General features: G+C 60.1%; 21 protein-coding genes and 1 pseudogene. 2 read left to right on the top strand and 20 right to left on the bottom strand.

The window, feature by feature from the left end; translation table 11 throughout:
- Nucleotides 1-66: 66 nt before the first annotated feature.
- The 9 genes and pseudogenes from EO087_RS11980 to EO087_RS11940 all read right to left on the bottom strand — a co-directional run bounded on the left by EO087_RS11980 (nucleotide 67) and on the right by EO087_RS11940 (nucleotide 6,120).
- Nucleotides 67-1,242, bottom strand: a complete 1,176-nt coding sequence (locus tag EO087_RS11980; protein ID WP_128899068.1) for an AI-2E family transporter — start codon at nucleotides 1,240-1,242, stop codon at nucleotides 67-69.
- The gene (locus EO087_RS11975; protein ID WP_128899067.1) at nucleotides 1,239-1,547 is read right to left on the bottom strand and encodes a hypothetical protein; all 309 of its coding nucleotides are present in this window, start codon (nucleotides 1,545-1,547) and stop codon (nucleotides 1,239-1,241) included. Before EO087_RS11975 ends, EO087_RS11980 begins: the two co-directional genes overlap by 4 nt.
- A 13-nt stretch (nucleotides 1,548-1,560) precedes the next feature.
- The gene (locus tag EO087_RS11970; RefSeq protein WP_128899066.1) at nucleotides 1,561-2,025 is read right to left on the bottom strand and encodes a phage holin family protein; all 465 of its coding nucleotides are present in this window, start codon (nucleotides 2,023-2,025) and stop codon (nucleotides 1,561-1,563) included.
- A gap of 29 nt (nucleotides 2,026-2,054) precedes the next feature.
- A complete protein-coding gene (locus EO087_RS11965; RefSeq protein ID WP_128899065.1) occupies nucleotides 2,055-2,438 on the bottom strand; it encodes a DUF883 family protein in 384 nt (127 codons plus the stop codon).
- An 80-nt stretch (nucleotides 2,439-2,518) separates the two neighbouring features.
- The gene (locus tag EO087_RS11960; protein WP_128899064.1) at nucleotides 2,519-2,665 is read right to left on the bottom strand and encodes a DUF1328 domain-containing protein; all 147 of its coding nucleotides are present in this window, start codon (nucleotides 2,663-2,665) and stop codon (nucleotides 2,519-2,521) included.
- Between the two features lie 147 nt (nucleotides 2,666-2,812).
- Nucleotides 2,813-3,415: pseudogene (locus tag EO087_RS11955) on the bottom strand (YbhB/YbcL family Raf kinase inhibitor-like protein); the annotation flags it as partial.
- A 195-nt stretch (nucleotides 3,416-3,610) separates the two neighbouring features.
- Nucleotides 3,611-4,612: an alpha/beta fold hydrolase gene (locus EO087_RS11950; protein WP_128899062.1), complete on the bottom strand. Its 1,002-nt coding sequence runs from the start codon at nucleotides 4,610-4,612 to the stop codon at nucleotides 3,611-3,613.
- A complete protein-coding gene (locus EO087_RS11945) occupies nucleotides 4,609-5,409 on the bottom strand; it encodes a lysophospholipid acyltransferase family protein (RefSeq protein WP_128899061.1) in 801 nt (266 codons plus the stop codon). The genes EO087_RS11950 and EO087_RS11945 overlap by 4 nt, the downstream gene beginning before the upstream one ends.
- A gap of 234 nt (nucleotides 5,410-5,643) precedes the next feature.
- Nucleotides 5,644-6,120: an Lrp/AsnC family transcriptional regulator gene (locus tag EO087_RS11940; protein WP_128899060.1), complete on the bottom strand. Its 477-nt coding sequence runs from the start codon at nucleotides 6,118-6,120 to the stop codon at nucleotides 5,644-5,646.
- Between the two features lie 146 nt (nucleotides 6,121-6,266).
- Here EO087_RS11940 and phhA point away from each other — a divergent pair, with 146 nt between their 5' ends.
- Nucleotides 6,267-7,163, top strand: coding sequence for a phenylalanine 4-monooxygenase (phhA, locus tag EO087_RS11935; protein ID WP_128899059.1), 897 nt, complete (start codon nucleotides 6,267-6,269; stop codon nucleotides 7,161-7,163).
- A 66-nt stretch (nucleotides 7,164-7,229) separates the two neighbouring features.
- Here the strand turns inward: phhA and EO087_RS11930 are convergent, their stop codons facing one another.
- The 10 genes from EO087_RS11930 to EO087_RS11885 all read right to left on the bottom strand — a co-directional run bounded on the left by EO087_RS11930 (nucleotide 7,230) and on the right by EO087_RS11885 (nucleotide 15,645).
- Nucleotides 7,230-7,916 carry an RES family NAD+ phosphorylase gene (locus EO087_RS11930; protein WP_128899058.1) on the bottom strand — a complete coding sequence of 229 codons (687 nt, stop codon included), beginning with the start codon at nucleotides 7,914-7,916 and terminating at the stop codon, nucleotides 7,230-7,232.
- Between the two features lie 121 nt (nucleotides 7,917-8,037).
- Nucleotides 8,038-8,436: an MbcA/ParS/Xre antitoxin family protein gene (locus EO087_RS11925; protein WP_128899057.1), complete on the bottom strand. Its 399-nt coding sequence runs from the start codon at nucleotides 8,434-8,436 to the stop codon at nucleotides 8,038-8,040.
- A gap of 244 nt (nucleotides 8,437-8,680) precedes the next feature.
- Nucleotides 8,681-10,438 carry a DUF885 family protein gene (locus EO087_RS11920; protein ID WP_128899056.1) on the bottom strand — a complete coding sequence of 586 codons (1,758 nt, stop codon included), beginning with the start codon at nucleotides 10,436-10,438 and terminating at the stop codon, nucleotides 8,681-8,683.
- 17 nt (nucleotides 10,439-10,455) lie between these two features.
- Entirely contained in the window at nucleotides 10,456-12,108 is a 1,653-nt protein-coding gene (locus tag EO087_RS11915; RefSeq protein WP_128899055.1) for a SulP family inorganic anion transporter, read from the bottom strand.
- Nucleotides 12,105-12,719 carry a ParB-like protein gene (locus EO087_RS11910; protein ID WP_128899054.1) on the bottom strand — a complete coding sequence of 205 codons (615 nt, stop codon included), beginning with the start codon at nucleotides 12,717-12,719 and terminating at the stop codon, nucleotides 12,105-12,107. Before EO087_RS11910 ends, EO087_RS11915 begins: the two co-directional genes overlap by 4 nt.
- 128 nt (nucleotides 12,720-12,847) lie before the next feature.
- Nucleotides 12,848-13,552, bottom strand: coding sequence for a YafY family protein (locus EO087_RS11905; protein WP_128899053.1), 705 nt, complete (start codon nucleotides 13,550-13,552; stop codon nucleotides 12,848-12,850).
- Between the two features lie 121 nt (nucleotides 13,553-13,673).
- A complete protein-coding gene (locus EO087_RS11900; RefSeq protein ID WP_128899052.1) occupies nucleotides 13,674-14,300 on the bottom strand; it encodes a glutathione S-transferase family protein in 627 nt (208 codons plus the stop codon).
- A gap of 22 nt (nucleotides 14,301-14,322) precedes the next feature.
- Nucleotides 14,323-14,727, bottom strand: coding sequence for a GFA family protein (locus tag EO087_RS11895; protein WP_128899051.1), 405 nt, complete (start codon nucleotides 14,725-14,727; stop codon nucleotides 14,323-14,325).
- A gap of 21 nt (nucleotides 14,728-14,748) precedes the next feature.
- Nucleotides 14,749-15,003, bottom strand: a complete 255-nt coding sequence (locus EO087_RS11890) for a hypothetical protein (protein WP_128899050.1) — start codon at nucleotides 15,001-15,003, stop codon at nucleotides 14,749-14,751.
- Between the two features lie 21 nt (nucleotides 15,004-15,024).
- Complete coding sequence (locus EO087_RS11885; RefSeq protein WP_128899049.1) at nucleotides 15,025-15,645, bottom strand: DJ-1/PfpI family protein; 621 nt, start codon at nucleotides 15,643-15,645, stop codon at nucleotides 15,025-15,027.
- A gap of 237 nt (nucleotides 15,646-15,882) precedes the next feature.
- On the opposite strand from EO087_RS11885, the gene EO087_RS11880 reads away from it, so the two are divergent.
- Nucleotides 15,883-16,899 carry a class 1 fructose-bisphosphatase gene (locus tag EO087_RS11880; protein WP_128899048.1) on the top strand — a complete coding sequence of 339 codons (1,017 nt, stop codon included), beginning with the start codon at nucleotides 15,883-15,885 and terminating at the stop codon, nucleotides 16,897-16,899.
- Between the two features lie 87 nt (nucleotides 16,900-16,986).
- Here EO087_RS11880 and EO087_RS11875 read toward each other — a convergent pair whose 3' ends face one another.
- The gene (locus EO087_RS11875; RefSeq protein ID WP_128899047.1) at nucleotides 16,987-17,865 is read right to left on the bottom strand and encodes a 2OG-Fe(II) oxygenase; all 879 of its coding nucleotides are present in this window, start codon (nucleotides 17,863-17,865) and stop codon (nucleotides 16,987-16,989) included.
- Nucleotides 17,866-17,934 lie beyond the last annotated feature (69 nt).

Here is a 17,934-nt window from a genome sequence, read left to right as displayed (position 1 = left end):
GTCATCGAAACCAGACGCGATGCGTCGGCATCGATCTCGACAGGTATGGCGGATACGTGGAATTGATCAGCGCTGCACTATCCGCGCAAACCACTCCCATCCGCGCACGCGCTCCGCAATCAGCTTCGCGCTGGTCAGCATCGGTACCGCCAGCAGCGCGCCGGGCACGCCCCATAGCCAACCCCAGATAAGCAGCCAGATCAGGATGGCGATGGGGCTGACGCGCATGCGCCTGCCCAGAATCATTGGCGTGATCAGGTTGCCTTCGACCGCGGTGATGCACGCAAAGCAGAACGCGGGCAGCAGTGCGTCCGGCAGTTGCTCGAAATGGATCAAGCCGACGAACAGCAGCGTGGTGGTGGTGACGATGGCGCCGACGTAAGGAATGAAGTTGGCGAACATCGCCACCGTGCCCCATAGCAATGGATCAGGCATGTGCATGAGGTACAGCATGCTGGCGGTGACGAGGCCGAGCGAGGCGTTGATCAGCACGGTGGTGAGGATGTAGCGCGACACTTCGGTCTGGATGCCGCGCACGAGGTTCACCGCGTGACGCTTGTAGCCGAAATTCGGCGCGATCTCCACCAATCGGCGCAGGATCAGGTCGCCATAGACCAGGAAAAAGAACACCAACAGCAGCACGGTGAGCACTGCCGCCAGCACTTTCGGCGCGTTCGCCAGTACGTCCCAAGCGTTGAAGGCAACTTCACCAGGACTCTGCGCCGACAAGCTTGGATGACCGTTGACGAGCGTCTGCGTGGCGCGGCCTGCCGCTTCCAGGGGGCGAGTGAAGTGTTCAAGCTTGGGAATGAAGCTGCGGATCTGCGACGGCGCGGTATGCAGCCAGGTCATTGCTGGCCCGCTCAGCATGCCGATGCCGCGACCGATGCCGGCGATCAGCGTGATCATCAGCACGCTTGCGCCCAACCAGCGCGGTATGTGATGGCGTGTGCCGCGCGCAACGATGGGATTCAACGCCAAGCCAATAAAGGCGGCCAGCACCAGCGGAATGATCAGCGCTTTGACGAGGGTGACGGTGTAGAGCAGGGCCAGGATCAACAGGGCATTGAGCGTCATGCGGATGGCGCGCAGGTGTCCTCGCAAGCGGTGTACACCTTGTGCGGCCTGCTTGATCTGTTTGGAGGTGAGTACAGCGGCAGGTGTCGGGGCTGGCGCTGTTGCGTGCGGTGCTCCGGCCTCTGGCGTATTGCTGGGCAATGCCGTGGGCTTGATGCCGGTCATGTATCGTTGCTGTCGTTTTCGTTGTCGCTGTCATCCATGCCGAGTTCAGCGATCAGGCGCATGCCGTGCGCCACGATATCTGCCATGCTGGTGCTGATCATCGACGCCATGCCGGGTACGCGCAATGCGCCGACCCCAAGCGTGCCGAGCATGAAACCCGCGCCAGCTGCTGCACCTACCGTAGTCAGCGGGTGGCGATGGCCACGCGCCAGTAGGGCAGCCGCGGGCGTGGCGACTTCGTCGCGGCGGATCGCCACACGGTCGCGCGCCTTGCGAACCCTTTCAAGCTGCTTGAACAAACTCATGGCTGAGGCCCCTTCAGTCCGAACGCTTGTCGGCCTCGATGTCCTGCTCGGCCTTTTGCAAAGTATCGCGCATGATCGCCCCCCATTCCTGACGGCTGGCGGGCAAGCTCATCCAATGCATGCAACGACGGAACAACAGGACGGCACCAAAGAGTGCCAGTGCTTCCAACACGGCAAGCACGGCAAAGGCTGCGATCCAGGAATGGAGCCATTTGGCCAACACCAGTCCGATCAGGCCCAACACGGTCAAGCCGAGACCAACACCTGTCACGGTCGCAATCAGGCCAGCCGCCAGCAGCCAGGAAACGGCGCTGCGCGCCAATCCCAGTTCGGCAACCAGCAGGTGCATTTGCTCGCCAAACAACCGGCGCACCGCCCCGGCCAACTGACCAAGTTCATCGATCAGGCCGCTTGGCGCTGACCTTGGCGGCGGCTCGGTTTGCCCGGCCGCCTCGTTATCGCGCACGGAATCGTGCATCGCCCCCTCCGTGCTGAAATCGTCAAGGATCAGCGACGAAGGATACGGCCAAGCAGCCAGCCCGCGCCCAATGCAATGGCAACGGCCTGGACTGGCTTCTCGCGAACGTAGTCACGCACTTCGTCCAGCCATTCGTCGGCGCGATCCCGGGCCTGGCCGTAGGCGGCACGACCCCGCTCTTTCGCTTCGTCCACCTTATCGCTGGCGCGGTTGGCGGCATGCGCGGCCTTGTCGGTGGCGCGGTGCAGTCCGTCCTCAAGATGATCGGCGACGCGCCCGAACTTGTCTTTGCTGTTGGCGACGGCGTCGGACGTAGCCTGCTTGATGCGTTCGGCGCCATGGTCGATGCGCTCGTGGATGTTGTGCTCGTGCTCGTGTTCGTGCGTCTCGTGCGCCTGGACTTCTTTGTTCATGACGTTCTCCGATGGCAAGGTCTTGACTGTAGCGGGTTGTCGGCCCATTGGCTGAACGATCGCGGCGCCGTTCAGCTTACTCACCGCAAAAAGGCGATCGCGGCCAGGATCAGAAAGAGCACAAACAGTACCTTGGCGATCCAGGCAGCGGTACCAGCAATACGCGTAAATCCAAGCAAGGCTGAGATGACAGCGATAACCAGAAAAACCAGGGCGTAATGCAGCATGACGGCGCTCCTTCTGACATCAAGGCGTGATGTCGCACGCTCCGCTCTTTATGTGACACATTACATGCTGTTCGGGCGTGAAGGTTGCCCAATGTAATTGTTGCAGTCGCCTGTTTTTTTTTCGGTTGGTTCAGCGTTGCCTTTAGAATTGAGGCTGTAGATGCCGGTGAGCACTGCTTCCCCCAGCACGTGGCCATGCATCGCCGTGCGCAATTCGGCGAGGCTGAAACCGGGTTTCAACGCCAACTCGGTATCCAGTGCGTAGACACGAAAGTGATAGTGATGCACCAGCGTGTCGTTCCACGGCGGGCAGGGGCCATCGTAGCCCAGGTATGTGCCGCCCATGTCGGCGTCGTCGGCGAACCAGGTGGTGTAATCATTCACGCCCTGCACGCTGCCTGGCGGGCCGAAAGGTTCCTGTTTGCCGCTCGGTGTGATCTCGTCGCTGCAGGCGCCTTCGCCCAGTTCGACGCATTCGACGGGAATATTCGCCATCAACCAATGCACGAATTCCTCGCGGGGCAGGTCGGCCGACACGCTGCGCCCTTCCTTGTTCACGTCATCCGACTTGCTGGGCACATCAGTGTCGATGCAGGTGAGCACGAAGGAGCGAGTGCCCGCGGGCGCCTCCTTCCAGGCCAGGTGCGGGCTGTGGTTGTCCGACAGCGCCACCGGGTTGCCGGGCTTGCCGAATGCGAATTTGGTCGGAATCGGCGTGCCGTGCTGGAAGTTGTCGCTACGTAGCTGCATGGAAGTCTCCGGCGATACAGGCGATGGTACGGGTGGAAAGCCTTTCAGTTTGGGGCACTGTCAAGGTGACGCAAGCCCGTATCCAGATACCGAGAAAATCCTGGATGACATGGAGAAGGTCTGATACCTTCGGCGCGGCACTTGCTGCGGGCACCTGGCTGCACGATCAAGTGCTACGCGACGGGCACCGTGCTTTTATCCTATGAGGGCATTGAAACGCGCAGCGATGTAATCGTCGCAATAGCTGGTCATGTCCCAGCCTCGGATGAAACCACAGTGCCCGCCATAGGGGGCAATGTCCAGCTCCACGTTATGTGGCAGCTCAAGCTTTTCAAAAGCATCGACGGGGATGACCGGATCGTCGCGCGCCGTGAGGATGGTAGCGGGTATCTGCATGGCTGCCAACGCGCGACCAGCGACCGAATAGCCATCCAGATAAGCCTGCAGCGAGTCGAAATCGGTATGGCGCAGTACTAACGCCTCGGTGAGGCCACGCAGGTTCTGTTTCAGTTCCTGCAACTCGAAATATTCACTATGGGGAAAAGCGGCTTGCTTGGCGCGCAGCGAGCGGCGCCATTTGTTCATGAAATATGCCTGGTAGAACCACGGCGCGGATTCTTCCAGCGAAAACAAGCCTTCGCTGGGATCGATGATGGGGCATACCGCCAGTGCGTAGTCCAGCGGAATGTTTTTCACGGGGGCTTGCATGGCCGCGCGCAGGGCAAAGTTCCCTCCCAGTGAAAAACCTGCCAACACCATCCGCGGCGCGGCCCAGCGGCGGGCGATATCGCCCAGCGCATGCACGACTTCATCGAGCCGGCAGGAATGGAACAGCGCCTCGTTCAAGCCGTGGCTTTCACCGTGATCGCGGAAGTTGAGCCGGAAGATGTCCCAACCGTCATCCAGCAGACGGCTGCCGGTCTGCAGGACATAGGTGGAATCGACGCTGCCTTCCCAGCCGTGGAACAGTACGGCGAGGCCACATGAGGTGGCCTGCGTTTTCTGTGCGGTGTAGGCGCCGGTAAGGCGTACGCCATCGCCACCATCGACCATCACTGGCTCCGCGCCTTCCAGCACTTTGTAAGCGTGGCGCGGAAGCAGCATGCGGCGCACGCTGCTGGAGGAAAGCATGGTCTGGATATGACCGCTGTTAAGCGGCCATGCGGGACGGAAGTCCCGTCCCTGTGGCAGCGTCATGCCGCGCGATCCTCCAGCGCTTTGGCGATGCGCTCGCGCGCCAGATCGGCCATACGGCGTCGACCATCCTGGCTGATCGGCACCTGTTCCAGAAAATGCACTTCCGCATCCATCGGCGCGCCGCCGAGCATGCGCAGGAAGTTTTGCAGGAAGTTTTCGTCTTCGCGAAAACCGGCGTCGATCTGCCGCCTGCCATCCCGCATGAAACGCAGGGCCACCGGCTGCACCGCCACTTCGGCGTCCAGTGCGGCCTGGAAGATGCGCGCATGGAACACTCTCAGCACGCCGTTGTGACCGGTACCACCTTCGGGAAATACCGCCACTGAGCGACCTTCGCGCAGCCGCTCGACCATCGCCTGCATGACCGTGGCCAGCGAGTGATTGTTGCCACGGCGATGGAAGATGGTGCCACCGCTGGCTGCCAGCCATCCGACCAGCGGCCAGTTTGCGATCTCGGCCTTGGCCACGAAGCAGGCCGCGCGTTGGCTGTGCAGCAGTTCGATATCGATCCACGAGGTGTGATTGGCGACGAACAATACGGCGTCCCGCATGGGTTGGCCGACACGCACGGAACGCAAGCCGAAGATGCGCATCAGCGCCTTGGACCATGCGCGGATCATGCGATGGGTGAAAGGCTCGCGCCCGCTCTTCATCACTGCGTGGCGGTTCCAGGTAAGGATGAACCCGCACAGCAAGATGCCGAGCACCACATGCAGCAGCAACAGGGGTACCCGCCACAGGTAACGCAGCGGGCGCAGCAGGTCTCGGTCCGGGGCGGAAACGGCTTCGATGCTCATCAGTACATCATTTTAACGTCAATCGACGTACAAGTCGGAAGTATGCTTGCGTACAGTTTCTTGCTGTGTTTTAAGCGTGCGAATTTTTGCATGCAACCCTGACTCCCTCTCCGCATGCGTTCCGAACGGGACGCGTTATGTTGCTGTTCGCCTATTACGGCCTGCGCGGGCTATCACTCATCTACCTGCCCTATTCGAATTTCTCGCTCTACCGCTTATCTCTGTAACCCTGAATCAGTGTTCGAGCTGGCTCAAAGGCAGGGCGGCTGAACGCTTGACCGTACGCAGCACGAAACTGGAATTCACGTCGGCCACGCCCGAGGCATTAAGCAGGCGGTCCAGCAGGAAGCGCGAGAAGTGCTGCAAGTCCGCTACGTAAATGTGCATCAGGTAGTCCATGTCACCGGTGAGTGCGTAGCAGGCCACCACCTCGTCCCAGGTGTTCACATGCTTGACGAAGCGCTCGATGGTTTCGGCCTCGTGCTTGGTGAGCTGCACGCGCACGAAAGCCTGCAGGCCCAGGCCGACGGCTTCCGGATCGAGCTGGGCGATGTAGCCAACAAGGATGCCCTCCCCCTCCAGCCGCTGCAGGCGGCGCAAACAGGCGGATGGGGACAAGCTGACCCGCTCAGCCAGCTCGGCATTGGTGATGCGACCCTCGCCCTGCAATACGGCGAGGATGCGCAGGTCAGTGCGGTCCAGGCTATTCATGCATGATCCTTCGATATTTTTAGTTTATGTCGCATAAATATTGCATTATTAACCCTTAATTCTGCAATAAAACAAGCTTCGTGCATGACGGAGGTCGTATGCTTTTGCTTACCTTTTAGGGCCTGCCTTAAACATTGGAGCCACCGATGGACACCCGCGCCGCGCCCCGCAAAGTCGAACACCAGCAGACCGACCGCGGCTATGTGCCGGTGTACGCCACCGGCGTGGTAAAGCAGCCGTGGGAGTCCTATACCCGCACCGACCACGAGGTGTGGGACACCCTGTACAAGCGCCAGTGTGAACTGTTGCCCGGACGCGCCTGCAAGGAATTCCTGGCTGGCGTAGAGCGTTTTGGCCTGGGTGACGGTGGCATCCCCAAGTTCTCCGAGCTCAATAAGGTACTGGGCAAGGCCACGGGCTGGGAATTGGTTGCGGTGGAAGGCCTGCTGCCTGACGAAGTGTTCTTCGATCATCTGGCCAATCGCCGCTTCCCGGTGAGCTGGTGGATCCGTAAGCCAGAGCAGCTCGATTACCTGAGCGAGCCCGACCTGTTCCACGACCTGTTCGGCCACGTGCCATTACTGCTCAACCCGGTCTTTGCCGACTACATGCAAGCCTACGGCCGCGGCGGCATGAAGGCGTTCAACATCGGCCCCGAAGCGCTGATGAACCTCACCCGCCTGTACTGGTACACGGTGGAATTCGGCCTGATCAACACTAGCGAAGGCATGCGCATCTACGGCGCCGGTATTGTCAGCTCCAAGGGTGAGTCGATCTACTGCCTGGATTCGCCAGCGCCAAACCGCATCGGCTTTGGCCTGGAGCGCGTGATGAATACGCGCTACCGCATCGATACATATCAACAGACCTATTTCGTGATCGACAGCTTCGAGCAATTGTTTGAAGCCACCCAACCAGACTTCACACCGATCTACGCCAAGCTCAAGCCCCTATCGGCTCGTGCGGCAGCCGACGTACTGGACCACGACCATGTGTTCAACCGCGGCACGCGCGAAGGGTTTGCAACCGACGCGGACACCTGAGAAAGACGTCGGGTTGCGCTGATTCAAGAACATGGATGCCAACTCCGTAAGTTAGTGCCGTTGGCGTTAACCGCGCTTTATCTCGCTTACTTCCCATACCTTCACGATGCGCTTGCCATCCCAGCGATAGGTCAGATGTTGGGCCTGTACGCAAGGAGCGATCACGTCCGGATAAAAAGCCGCGAGGCATTCGCCTTCGCGGTGCCGTGCGCTGTCGTAAACGATGCCGTTGGAACCCGCGGCGCGCAGCTCGCGCGCCAGCTTGACGCCTGCGACATAGCTGTCGGGATCGTGTGCTTCCGGCCAACCGCCGCGTATATCGTGCAGCTTGCTATCCACGCGGGTGCCGTAGCAGCGCATTTCGATATCGCAAGCAGGTTCAGCCGTGGCGGCCAGAAACCGTTCGCGGTGATAGACGGTTTCTTCCACCGCCGTGGTTACCGTGTGCGCCGCGTAGAACACGCCCCAGCTACCGTCGGAAAAGCGACTGCCTTCCGGATTGAGATGCGTGAAAGCGGCCATGATGGGCGTGCTCCCTGGTCCGCTAATGCGGCGATCACGCGGCACCAGGCGTAGTGTATTGGCTTCCTCGCGCAAACGAGGATTGGTCAATGCTTCGATCGCGAAGACGGCATCAAGGTCAGCGGGATCGGCGATGCGATCGAACAACCCAGCCGGTGGAAAGCGGCTCGGCACGATGCGATAGGCCTGGCTCCAGCGGATGCGTCGAAGGGGGGGCGTGTCGATAGACATGAATAATCCGTGGCACGAATCGTGTCGATTCGCGTTCTTCCCTTGTTGTTTTTGCCATCAAAGTGTGCCGAAGCATGTTCTCGTCGACTGCGACAAGCGGCGCCGTTTTCACGCCATGCGCTTAGTGATCGCCGCGCTGGGCATCCAGATATTGCCGCACTACGTACAAATCGGCCACGTTGCCCGACAACATGCGCTCCAGCGCTGAGTGCCCGCCGAACAATGACGCCTGGTTCGGCTTGTGCAACCACGCATCGGCTTGCTTGGTATCGGGGAACAGAATCTGCAGGGCCTTGTAGATCCCCAGCAGATAACTGATGCGCTCCAGCGTATCGCGGCCCAGCACGCCATCCTGATGCCGCTTCCACTTGTAGAAGGTGGATTCCGGCGGGTCCCCTAGCAACTTGCGCTGTTGGGCAATGCGCAGATTCCACCGCTCCGCCAACTTGAAGAAACTGCGGAGGGCAGGGCCACCCAAGCCTTCGGCGGGCTCGGTCCGAGGCAATGGATAAGCTGTCATAGCAAACTCTCCATATAGAGTTTGTGAAGATATTACTTTATATGTGGAGTTTTGACCAGTCCTCCCTGGAAGCCGGACCGGGCAGCCTGATCCTCGTCAACCCAGGCAATGCCATGGCTTCGAGCCGGTGGAACCAGCGCAGGCGGTGACACTGCTTCAGACTTATTGGGCCGTTACAGAGTGGCAGGTTGAACCATCGGTGGTTTTGATGGGTGCGCCGCTCAAGTTATCGCACGTGTGCAAGTCACTGCTTCACAGCGTGGCCATCGTTACCGTAGTCCGGCTCCGGACCGCCTTCGGTGATGAAACGATCAATCCGTTGTTCCAACACCGGCAGCGGCACGGAGCCGATCTGCAGGATCGTGTCGTGGAAGGCACGGATATCGAACTTCGACCCCAGTGCCTTTTCGGCTTTCGCCCGCAAATCGAGCATCTTCAAATAACCCAGTTCGTAGGACAGCGCCTGTCCTGGCCAACTGATATAACGATCGACCTCGTTGGCGATTTCTCGATCGGATAGCGCGGTATTCTGCGACATGAAATCAATCGACTGCTGGCGCGTCCAGCCCAAATGATGGATGCCCGTGTCGACGACCAGGCGACAGGCCCGCCACATCTGGTAGGTCAAGTAGCCAAAGTGCTGGTAGGGCGTCTTGTAGATGCCCATCTCGTTGCCGAGATATTCGGAATACAGGCCCCAGCCTTCGCCGTAGGCGGAGATGTAACCATTGCGACGGAACGCAGGCTGGTCATGCTCCTCTTCCGCCAATTCCAACTGCAATGCATGGCCCGGATAGGACTCGTGCAGGGTCAGCGCCGGCATGTTGTAGAGCGGACGAGAAGGCAGGTCGTAAGTGTTGACCAGATAGACGTCCGGACCGCCACGGCCTGAGGTGTAGTAAGGCGCGATGCTATCCGGCACCGGCTGAATGGTGAAGCGTTCGCGCGGCAGGTGGCCGAAGAATTGACTGAGCTGGCCATCCACTTCCTTGGCCACCCATGCCGTCTTGTCGAGCAGCTCCTGTGGCGTCTTGGCGTAGAACCGCGGATCGGTACGCAGGAAATGCAGGAAATCCGCAAAGCTGCCCTTGAAGCCGGTTTGCTGCATGGTCTGCAGCATTTCCGTGTGGATCTTGGCGACCTGCTCCAGGCCGACCTGGTGGATGGTGTCCGGATCGAGATCGAGCGTGGTGTATTCGTGAATCTGCTGGCGGTAATAGTCCTTGCCGTCGGGCAGGGCTTCGGCGGCTAGCGTGATACGGGACTGCGGTACATATTCGTTGCGGAAGAAGGAAAGCAATTTGGCGTAAGCCGGAATCACGTCCTTGCTGATTTTTTCGCGCGCGTCGGCTTGGATAGCTGCCGCCGTTGCAACCGGAATGCTGGACGGCATATGTTGTAGAGGTGCATAGAACGATGTCTGCGCAGGATCTTTCGCTTCGGCGACCGAAGCAATGGACACATCACGTCCAGCAAGCACCGCACGCGGCACGCTGAAACCCCGCTTCAAGCCCGCACGCATGTTGTCGATCTGCTGGGTGAAGTAGGCAGGTATCTGGCCGAGGCGATCGACATAGCGGCGATAATCGCTCTCATTGCGCAACCCATCGCTATCCAGATCGTCGTTGAGCTCGCTCCAGAACGCCGAATCGCTATTGAAAGGCATCTGCCATTGCTTGAATTGCTGGTCAGCGATGAAATTGCGGATCTGCTCGCGATAGACCGCATAGTTCACCTGCTCGTCAGGCGCGAGCTGCTTGACGTCGATGGCGTCGAGCTGACTCATGACCTTCTGCCAATAGCCCAACCGTTCCTGCTGGCTTTTGGCATCCACTTGATCGAGACGGCCGTTGTTGGGCTGCGATTCGCCCGAGGCGCTGATGCCGACCTTACCGTTGCGCCATGCCCATTCCTGCTGATGAATCTGTCTGAAGCGAGTGTCTGCGTTCTGTTGCGCAACAACCGGAATGGCCAGTGCAAATCCAAGCGCTATGTAAGTCATACGTGTTGCTGTTTTCACTACGCTTGCTTCCCGGTTGACGAAGGTGCGCCGGCCAATGCCGAGACGGCATCTTCCACGCTCCAGTTATTGAGCGCCTGGGGCGAAAGCTGGGGCAGGGCGGCACGCAACAGCAAATCGCGCGTATCGTCCTTCAGGCGCGCCACGTGCAGACCGACACCCAACGATTGCAGCCAGCTCGAAAAATCGCTGAGGGATTCCAGCGACGTGCTGTCGAGGTCCGGCGATTCCTCCAGGCTGAGGATCACCTGCTTCAGGCCGGAACGCTGCGTCACTTGCTTGCGCGCCAAGCTCATCACCGATTCGGCATTGGCGAAAAACAGCGGCTCTGCCGGGCGCAGAATCAGCATGCCCGGCGGCTCCAATGCATCCGTATGCTGTGCGACGTCGACGAAATCGTGGCCGTTGGCGAGCCGCCCCAATACGCTCAAGCGTGCTACCGCCAATTGGCGCAACAGCATGACCAGGCTGAAGCCGATGGCCACCAGCAGACCGTTGAGGATGCCTAGCGACAACACCGCCAGTACCGCCAACAGCGCCAGCAGGCGATCGCGCTTCCACTGCAGATACGGCCGGAACACCGACAACCGCCACGATTTGCTCACCGCGTGGATCACGATTGCCGCCAGCACCGCCAGCGGAATACGCTCGATCCAACGCAACAGCAGCAGCACCATCAGCAGCACCGTGACGCCTGCCACCAGACCGGCCAGACGCGACTGCGCGCCAGCCGCCTCGTTGGCCGACGTGCCCGAATAACCGGCGCCTACCGGCATGCCTTGCAGCAGGCCGCACAACACGTTGGCCACGCCCAGCACCAGCAGGTCGCGATTCGGTTCCACCGGGTCGTTGTGCTTGAGCGCAAAACCGCGGATCGAGCTGTACGACTCTGCATAGAGAATCAACAGCAAGGCGGCGGCAAGCCCCGCGCTGGGCAACCACTGATCGCGGGATGGCCAGGTCGGCATGGCAAGATTCATATGCAGGTCGATGGGGCCTGTCAGCGGCACGCCATGCGCGGACAACCAACCGGAAGCGATCACACCTAAAGCGATCACCAGCAGGCTGCCGGGCAAGCGCCGTATGCGCTCGCAGGCGAACAACAGCACCAGCGCGAGCAAACCGGTACCCAGCGTCACCGCATGCACCTGACCGGCGGTCTGCACCAGATCCTTGATCAACAACGGCACGAAATCGCCATGCAGATCCGGCCAACCACCCAGATGTGGCAACTGCTTGAGCGCAATCACGATAGCCAGGCCGAAGGTGTAGCCGCGCAACACCGGCCGCGCGATCAGATGCGACAACCCACCCAACCGGGCAAACCCCGTCACGAGAAAACACATGCCGCCGAACAGCACCAGGGTTTCGGCAACCGCGATCCGCGCCATCGCCGCGTTGCCCGCCAACGCCAAGGTGCCGGCGGCCAGCACCGCTGCCGATGACGAGGTTGAAGACACGATGGCGTAGCGGCTGGTACCTCGCAATCCGTAGCAGATCAGGCCGATGAACAGCGCGATCACACCGGCCTGCGGCGGCAGGCCGGCAATGCCGGAATAGGCCACCGCTTCGGGCACCAGCAAACCCGCAATCGCCAGGCCTGCCAGCAGGTCCGCGGCGTTGATGCCAGTGCGTACCGGCACGGCACTCATTGCACGATCACGCCGCTCCAACCGGGCAGGTACGCCGTATCGTGCGAATGCGCGTACAGCATGGCGTCCTTCATCACCTTGGGCATAAGGTGCCCGTCTTTCAGTTTCATGTGGCGCCGGTAGAAATCGGCCCACAGGAATTCCGAATAAGGCGTGGCGTCCTTGGAATAACCGCCGGCGTTGCGAACTCGCGCGGCAAGTGTGCGGAACGGATCATCACGCATGTCGATGAGCTTCACCGGGATAGCGTCGTACTGCTCGCGCACGCCCTGTTCGTTGTAGGGATGCGCCCAACGGTTGAATTCCATGGTTTTCCAAAACACCGCCGGTTCCAGCCAGGAAAAATCGCGCTGGATCATCACCGATACTTCCTTCACCTTCTCTTCGAGCAAGGCCAGTCCAAGGTGATGGTGATCGACGATATAAACCTGATTCTTGGGACCGAGTACGCCCGGAAACCAATGCTCGGCCAGCATTTCCTTGCGCTTCTTCTTGCCGAGCTTTTCCCATTGGGTGCGTTTTTCGGCCACTTCGGCCTTGCCCACCGTCATCTGCGTTGGACGCAGCTTGCCCGGTGCAATCGACAACAGAGGATGACGCACACCTGACATGGGTGACTCCTACGGTACCGTGATTGGCGCAGGGTACCCGATGAACAGCAAGCGACGATACTTAGTCAGGGTTGCCTTAATCCCTGTTTCTTGATCCGAGGGTAACCCAACCGCGTACCTGGAAGGCGTTATTCCAATCCCGAGTAATACCCCCGCATGGCTTGCAGGTACGAAGCAAGATCGCGATCGGGTCCACTCTGGAACACCTCGCCCGTCTTGTCCATCCGCTTGATGCGGTCGGGGCGGAAATTACGGAAATCCCAGCGCAAACGACACCAGGTGCCGAGCGTCCACTTGCCGCCCCAGAAGGCCAGGCACAGCGGCTCCACCTCGCGCTCGCTTTCGCGCTCTACTTCATCGCGATAGCACAGGCGCAACACGTGCTGAGCTTCGATCGCAGCATGTAGCTGATCGATACGGGCGGCAAAGGCAACCGATTCTTCGTCGCGCCAGATCGGTGCGTAGATGCGGGTGCGGGAGGAGCGTTCGCGCAATTCGGACGGCAGCACCGCTTCGATCTTGACCAAGGCAGCCTGGGCGCTGACCGCCAGCTTCTCGCCGGCAAAAGCGCGGACGAAGCGTGTACCGACCACCAGCGATTCGAGTTCGTCAGCAGTAAACATCAGCGGCGGGATGTCCGAGCCTTTGCGCAGCATGTAGCCGACGCCGGCTTCGCCTTCGATCGGTACGCCCGAGAGCTGGAGGTCCGCCACGTCGCGGTAAACCGTGCGCAGCGATACCCCCAACACTTCCGCGAGCTGGCGCGCCTGCAGCGCGGTACGTCGACCGCGCAAGGCGTTGATGATGAGGAAGAGGCGATCGGCACGACGCATCCGTGCATGATCGCCCAGGTTGACCTTACGGACCAGCGTCCGAAGTCATGCAGGGCCGTCGCACTGCGTGAGACCCTGCTATGCAAGACAAATGGAAACATACCCGTCGCCATCCACCATCTCACGCAGCCTGCTGCGCAAGCATGTCGGCATCCCTGGCCGCTAGGCGTTGCATGGCAGGGCGCGTGATGACGCGATTGATATAGGCGCAAATTTGCGGCGTTTCCGGCACCCACTTGAACAGGGTGGCCCAATGCAGAGCACCACCCCATAGCACGTCTACCGCAGTAAACCGCTCGCCGAGCATGTACGTCCCTTTGGCGAGCTGCAGCTGCAACGTGTTGATGACGTCGTCCCAGGTGTCATAGGGCGACGTGGATGGCGGCGCCGGATGCCGATTCAATGAGCGATCAACCAAGGCCGGTTCAAAACACGAACCGTAGAAAACCAGCCAACGCAGGTACGGGCCACGCAATGGATCGTCGATGGCTGGAGCAAGCCCTGCTTCCGCATACAGGTCGGCGAGATACATGAATATCGCCGGCTGCTCGGTAATCAGCACGTCGCCATGGCGAATCGCGGGCACCTTGCCTATCGGATTGATCGCCCGATAGTCCGGCAGGCGCGATTCGCCGGCCTTGAGGTTGACCAGGTGCAGTTCGTAATCCGCACTCAATTCCTCGAGCAGGGAAAACGTGCCGACCGACCGGCTATTGGGTGCGTGGTAGAAAGTGATCGTGCGATTCATGTCCTCACCTTGGCACTAAGGGTTATAGATGCCGCGTTTCCGCCAGCGTGTTCTGCCAGTTGTTGTTGCGTCCGTCGGAAAAATGCAGCGGCGCTTCGATCAACTCTGCAGGCTCGACGTCGTCCAGGCAGAACACGTTGACGAAATAGAACTCGCCACCCAGCACATCCAGGCTGCCTTTGCCGAACGGCCTGATGCCGCAGTGCCTGCAGAACAGGTGATGCATGCTGTGGCTGCCGAACTGGTAGTCGGAAAGCTCACTAGCGCCATGGATGAGCCGGAATGCATCCGGCTTCACGATCACACCCCACTGCCGCGCCTTGCTACAGATGGAGCAATTGCAGCGCCCCGTACCTTGCGTGAGGTCGATATCCGCTTCGAACGTCACTGCACCGCAATGACAACTGCTGTGATAAGTCTTTTGCATGATGATGTCCTGGGTGATGGGTTATGCGCCGCTCAATCCGCCCGATGGTTCGTCCGTCGACCGCATGCGCAGACTTGCTGAAGCGGTGGCTGACGTGACCAGCACTCGCTTGCGTCCTAGATTGAATGCCGGTGTGAGTTCTATGACCCGATCGCCCTTTTCCGGTTTCTTTTCCTGCGAGGCAGGTAGGCGATATTGGCCATCCATCAACTGGCCCCGCAGATACATCGGCCGATACGCAGCCAAAAGCCGATCAATGAAGTTGCTTGTGTTCATGATGTAAGCCTCTTAAGCCTTTTATGCAGCGCGAACGACTTCGATGGGTTGACCGGCAAACCACGGCGGCAGCACGGCATGCTTGAACAAGCGATACCAGTGTTCGCGGTCGCTGGCGTTGTACAGATCCAGCGTATGGATGATTTCCCGCGCGAACTCGATGCTGCCGAGATGACTTGCCGTGATCACACCGTCATCGCTCACGGCGAGCACGTTCGCGTCGTATTGGTCGTGTCCTGCGTACGCGGGCGCTTCGCGATTGACCTGTCCAGGCCAGTTGCCGGTATGACGGCAACGGTCGAGCAAACCAGCACGCGCCAGCACCGGCACACCTTGATCGATGGCAGCAACCGGTGCCCCCGCTTCGTAAACGCGTCGCGCTACGGCCACCGTCTGCTCAAGTTGCGCGGATAACCACAGGTGTCCTCCTGGCAGGATCAGCAACGCAGCGGCATCCAGATCAAGCTCATCCACGCTTACATCGGGCGATACCTTGAGCCCGCTCATCGATGTGACCGGCTCGCGTGTGAAGCCGGCACTGCGCACTGCCCAATCCCCCGGGCGACGGATTTCAGCCAGGGCCAGAGCGACCTGCCAATCCGCAAACCCTTCGAACACCAGCACATAAATCGTGTCGCGCATGATCGTCCCTCCTTTTCGATGGTGAGAGCCTGCGCCCCTGCTACTGCCAGCGTGTTGTCAGCAACCCTCCACCTCGTCATTCGCGCGAAAGCGAGAATCCATCTGTCGGTGCATCAGCATCCAAAGGGGCGCTTTTGCAGGGATGACGGGCTGACGCTAGTGAGAGATTCAGGCCTATGACTGGCTTCCGTAAGGCTGAGCCAGGACAATGACTGTCCCTTTTCCAGCAGGTTCGCCATGAAGCCCATCTCGCTGATCCAGTTCCTGATCGAAGAACGCCGCGCCGACCACATCAATGCCGAACTCACCTTGCTGATCGAAGTGGTGGCACGCGCCTGCAAGCGCATCGCGGTCGCGACCAACAAGGGCGCCATCGGCGGCGTGCTGGGCGAGGCAGGCACGGGCAACATCCAGGGCGAAGCGCAGAAAAAGTTGGACGTGATCTCCAACGAAATCTTGCTCGAGGCCAACGCCTGGGGTGGCCAGCTCGCCGCTTGTGCATCGGAGGAAATGGAAGATCCGCAACCGATTCCCGATATGTATCCGAAGGGCAATCACCTTTTGCTGTTCGATCCGCTGGACGGCAGCTCGAACATCGATGTGAACATTTCTGTCGGCACCATCTTCTCCGTACTGCACTGTCCGGATGGTGTGAGCGAGCCGAAGGCCGAACATTTCCTGCAGCCCGGCACCACGCAGCTCGCCGCCGGTTACGTGGTGTATGGCCCCGCCACCGTGCTGGTGCTGACCTTCGGCTACGGTACGCACGAGTTCACGCTCGATCGCGAAGTGGGCAGCTTCACCCTCAGCCGCCGCGACATTCGCATTCCCGAAGAAACCGCCGAATTCGCCATCAACATGTCCAACCAGCGTCATTGGGAACCGCCGATGCAGCGCTATATCGGTGAACTGCTCGCCGGCAAGGACGGCCCGCGCGGCAAGGATTTCAATATGCGTTGGGTGGCCTCGATGGTGGCCGACGTGCATCGCATCATCACCCGCGGCGGTGTGTTCTTCTATCCGCTGGATGCGAAGATCAAGAGCAAGGGCGGCAAGCTGCGCCTGATGTATGAAGCCAACCCAATGGCCTTGATCATCGAACAAGCCGGTGGCGCAGCCACAACCGGCCGCGAGCGCATTCTCGAGCTACAGCCGACAGGCTTGCATCAACGCGTGCCGGTGTTCCTGGGCTCGAAGAAAGAAGTTGAGGCTGCCACGCACTATCACGTCGAAGCGGACGTGGCGCAGAGCTAAGTGAGGCAAACAAAAGACGGCGTCTCCACCACGACGCCAAAACAAAGGTGTGATCAAACCATGAAGCCAGAGGAAGGGCTCGTGCGATTACACAACAGTCTCGCCATATCGCCGCTGCCGCATCCATTTGGTAACGATCCACTTCTCGCCACGCGTCACCGGCGAGCCGCCGTGCAAGGTGAGCTTGTCGAGCTGGTTCTGGCTATTGGTGTATTCGAAATAGACGGCTGAACCTTTTTTCGGCACGACTTCCAGGCCGATCTCGGGAAAGATGGTGGTGCCGTCTTCTTCCACTTCGTTCAAGTACATCACCATGGTGGAGACACGCTGGCCGCCGATGGTCATCTGCACCTGGCTGCCGGGATCTTCCGGCGGGAAGTAATCGAAGTGCGGCTTGTATTCGCCGCCGATGCCGTAGTGCAGGATCTGCAGGCCCTCGCCGTTCTCCACCGGCCAATTCATCACTTCGGAAATGCGGCGGTCGAGGCGCGCGATGAAGGGATTGGCATTGAGCGTGAAGAAAGTGCCTTCGCTGCTGCGATCGGCAATCACTTCATGCTTGCCGGTGAGCGGATCGACGGTGGTGGAGCGGCGCATCTTGTCAGCGGAGCGGCGGATCAATTCATCGCATTCCTCTTCGCTCAGCACACCGTCGAGCACGGCGATCATCGGACGATTCACGCGCGTGACCACGCGCACGTCGCGATCGGAAGTACGGATGACATTGCCGGCGTGGAGCCGCGGCTTTTCATAGACGTAGCCGCTGGCAGGCTGCGTTGGCGGTTGTGGTTTCGTGGTGACGACAAAGGGGCCGCTCATGACGCCGTTGACCGCGGCACGCGCAAACACCGGATCGAAATGATTGCGCACCATGTCGTCGATCAACGATTGCGGGGCACAACCACGCGCGAGATTTTCCTGGATCCAGTTGTGCCATTCGGGCGGCAGTTGCGTCATCGCGTTCATCGCAGAGTCCTCAGGTCTACAGCGCTGTTGATGGGGATTTGCGCCGCTGATGGTCGCAGGGCGGGGCGG

Origin of the sequence: Dyella sp. M7H15-1 (assembly GCF_004114615.1) — a bacterium.
Classification (GTDB): Bacteria; Pseudomonadota; Gammaproteobacteria; order Xanthomonadales; family Rhodanobacteraceae; genus Dyella_B.
This window is presented reverse-complemented; position numbering and strand designations above follow the sequence as displayed.

Excerpts from the sequence above, each read along its gene's own strand:
- EO087_RS11980 (WP_128899068.1), bottom strand. The coding sequence starts at position 1,242 with ATGACCGGCATCAAGCCCACGGCATTGCCCAGCAATACGCCAGAGGCC.
- EO087_RS11975 (WP_128899067.1), bottom strand. The coding sequence starts at position 1,547 with ATGAGTTTGTTCAAGCAGCTTGAAAGGGTTCGCAAGGCGCGCGACCGT.
- EO087_RS11970 (WP_128899066.1), bottom strand. The coding sequence starts at position 2,025 with ATGCACGATTCCGTGCGCGATAACGAGGCGGCCGGGCAAACCGAGCCG.
- EO087_RS11965 (WP_128899065.1), bottom strand. The coding sequence starts at position 2,438 with ATGAACAAAGAAGTCCAGGCGCACGAGACGCACGAACACGAGCACGAG.
- EO087_RS11960 (WP_128899064.1), bottom strand. The coding sequence starts at position 2,665 with ATGCTGCATTACGCCCTGGTTTTTCTGGTTATCGCTGTCATCTCAGCC.
- EO087_RS11950 (WP_128899062.1), bottom strand. The coding sequence starts at position 4,612 with ATGACGCTGCCACAGGGACGGGACTTCCGTCCCGCATGGCCGCTTAAC.
- EO087_RS11945 (WP_128899061.1), bottom strand. The coding sequence starts at position 5,409 with ATGAGCATCGAAGCCGTTTCCGCCCCGGACCGAGACCTGCTGCGCCCG.
- EO087_RS11940 (WP_128899060.1), bottom strand. The coding sequence starts at position 6,120 with ATGAATAGCCTGGACCGCACTGACCTGCGCATCCTCGCCGTATTGCAG.
- phhA (WP_128899059.1), top strand. The coding sequence starts at position 6,267 with ATGGACACCCGCGCCGCGCCCCGCAAAGTCGAACACCAGCAGACCGAC.
- EO087_RS11930 (WP_128899058.1), bottom strand. The coding sequence starts at position 7,916 with ATGTCTATCGACACGCCCCCCCTTCGACGCATCCGCTGGAGCCAGGCC.
- EO087_RS11925 (WP_128899057.1), bottom strand. The coding sequence starts at position 8,436 with ATGACAGCTTATCCATTGCCTCGGACCGAGCCCGCCGAAGGCTTGGGT.
- EO087_RS11920 (WP_128899056.1), bottom strand. The coding sequence starts at position 10,438 with ATGACTTACATAGCGCTTGGATTTGCACTGGCCATTCCGGTTGTTGCG.
- EO087_RS11915 (WP_128899055.1), bottom strand. The coding sequence starts at position 12,108 with ATGAGTGCCGTGCCGGTACGCACTGGCATCAACGCCGCGGACCTGCTG.
- EO087_RS11910 (WP_128899054.1), bottom strand. The coding sequence starts at position 12,719 with ATGTCAGGTGTGCGTCATCCTCTGTTGTCGATTGCACCGGGCAAGCTG.
- EO087_RS11905 (WP_128899053.1), bottom strand. The coding sequence starts at position 13,552 with ATGCGTCGTGCCGATCGCCTCTTCCTCATCATCAACGCCTTGCGCGGT.
- EO087_RS11900 (WP_128899052.1), bottom strand. The coding sequence starts at position 14,300 with ATGAATCGCACGATCACTTTCTACCACGCACCCAATAGCCGGTCGGTC.
- EO087_RS11895 (WP_128899051.1), bottom strand. The coding sequence starts at position 14,727 with ATGCAAAAGACTTATCACAGCAGTTGTCATTGCGGTGCAGTGACGTTC.
- EO087_RS11890 (WP_128899050.1), bottom strand. The coding sequence starts at position 15,003 with ATGAACACAAGCAACTTCATTGATCGGCTTTTGGCTGCGTATCGGCCG.
- EO087_RS11885 (WP_128899049.1), bottom strand. The coding sequence starts at position 15,645 with ATGCGCGACACGATTTATGTGCTGGTGTTCGAAGGGTTTGCGGATTGG.
- EO087_RS11880 (WP_128899048.1), top strand. The coding sequence starts at position 15,883 with ATGAAGCCCATCTCGCTGATCCAGTTCCTGATCGAAGAACGCCGCGCC.
- EO087_RS11875 (WP_128899047.1), bottom strand. The coding sequence starts at position 17,865 with ATGAACGCGATGACGCAACTGCCGCCCGAATGGCACAACTGGATCCAG.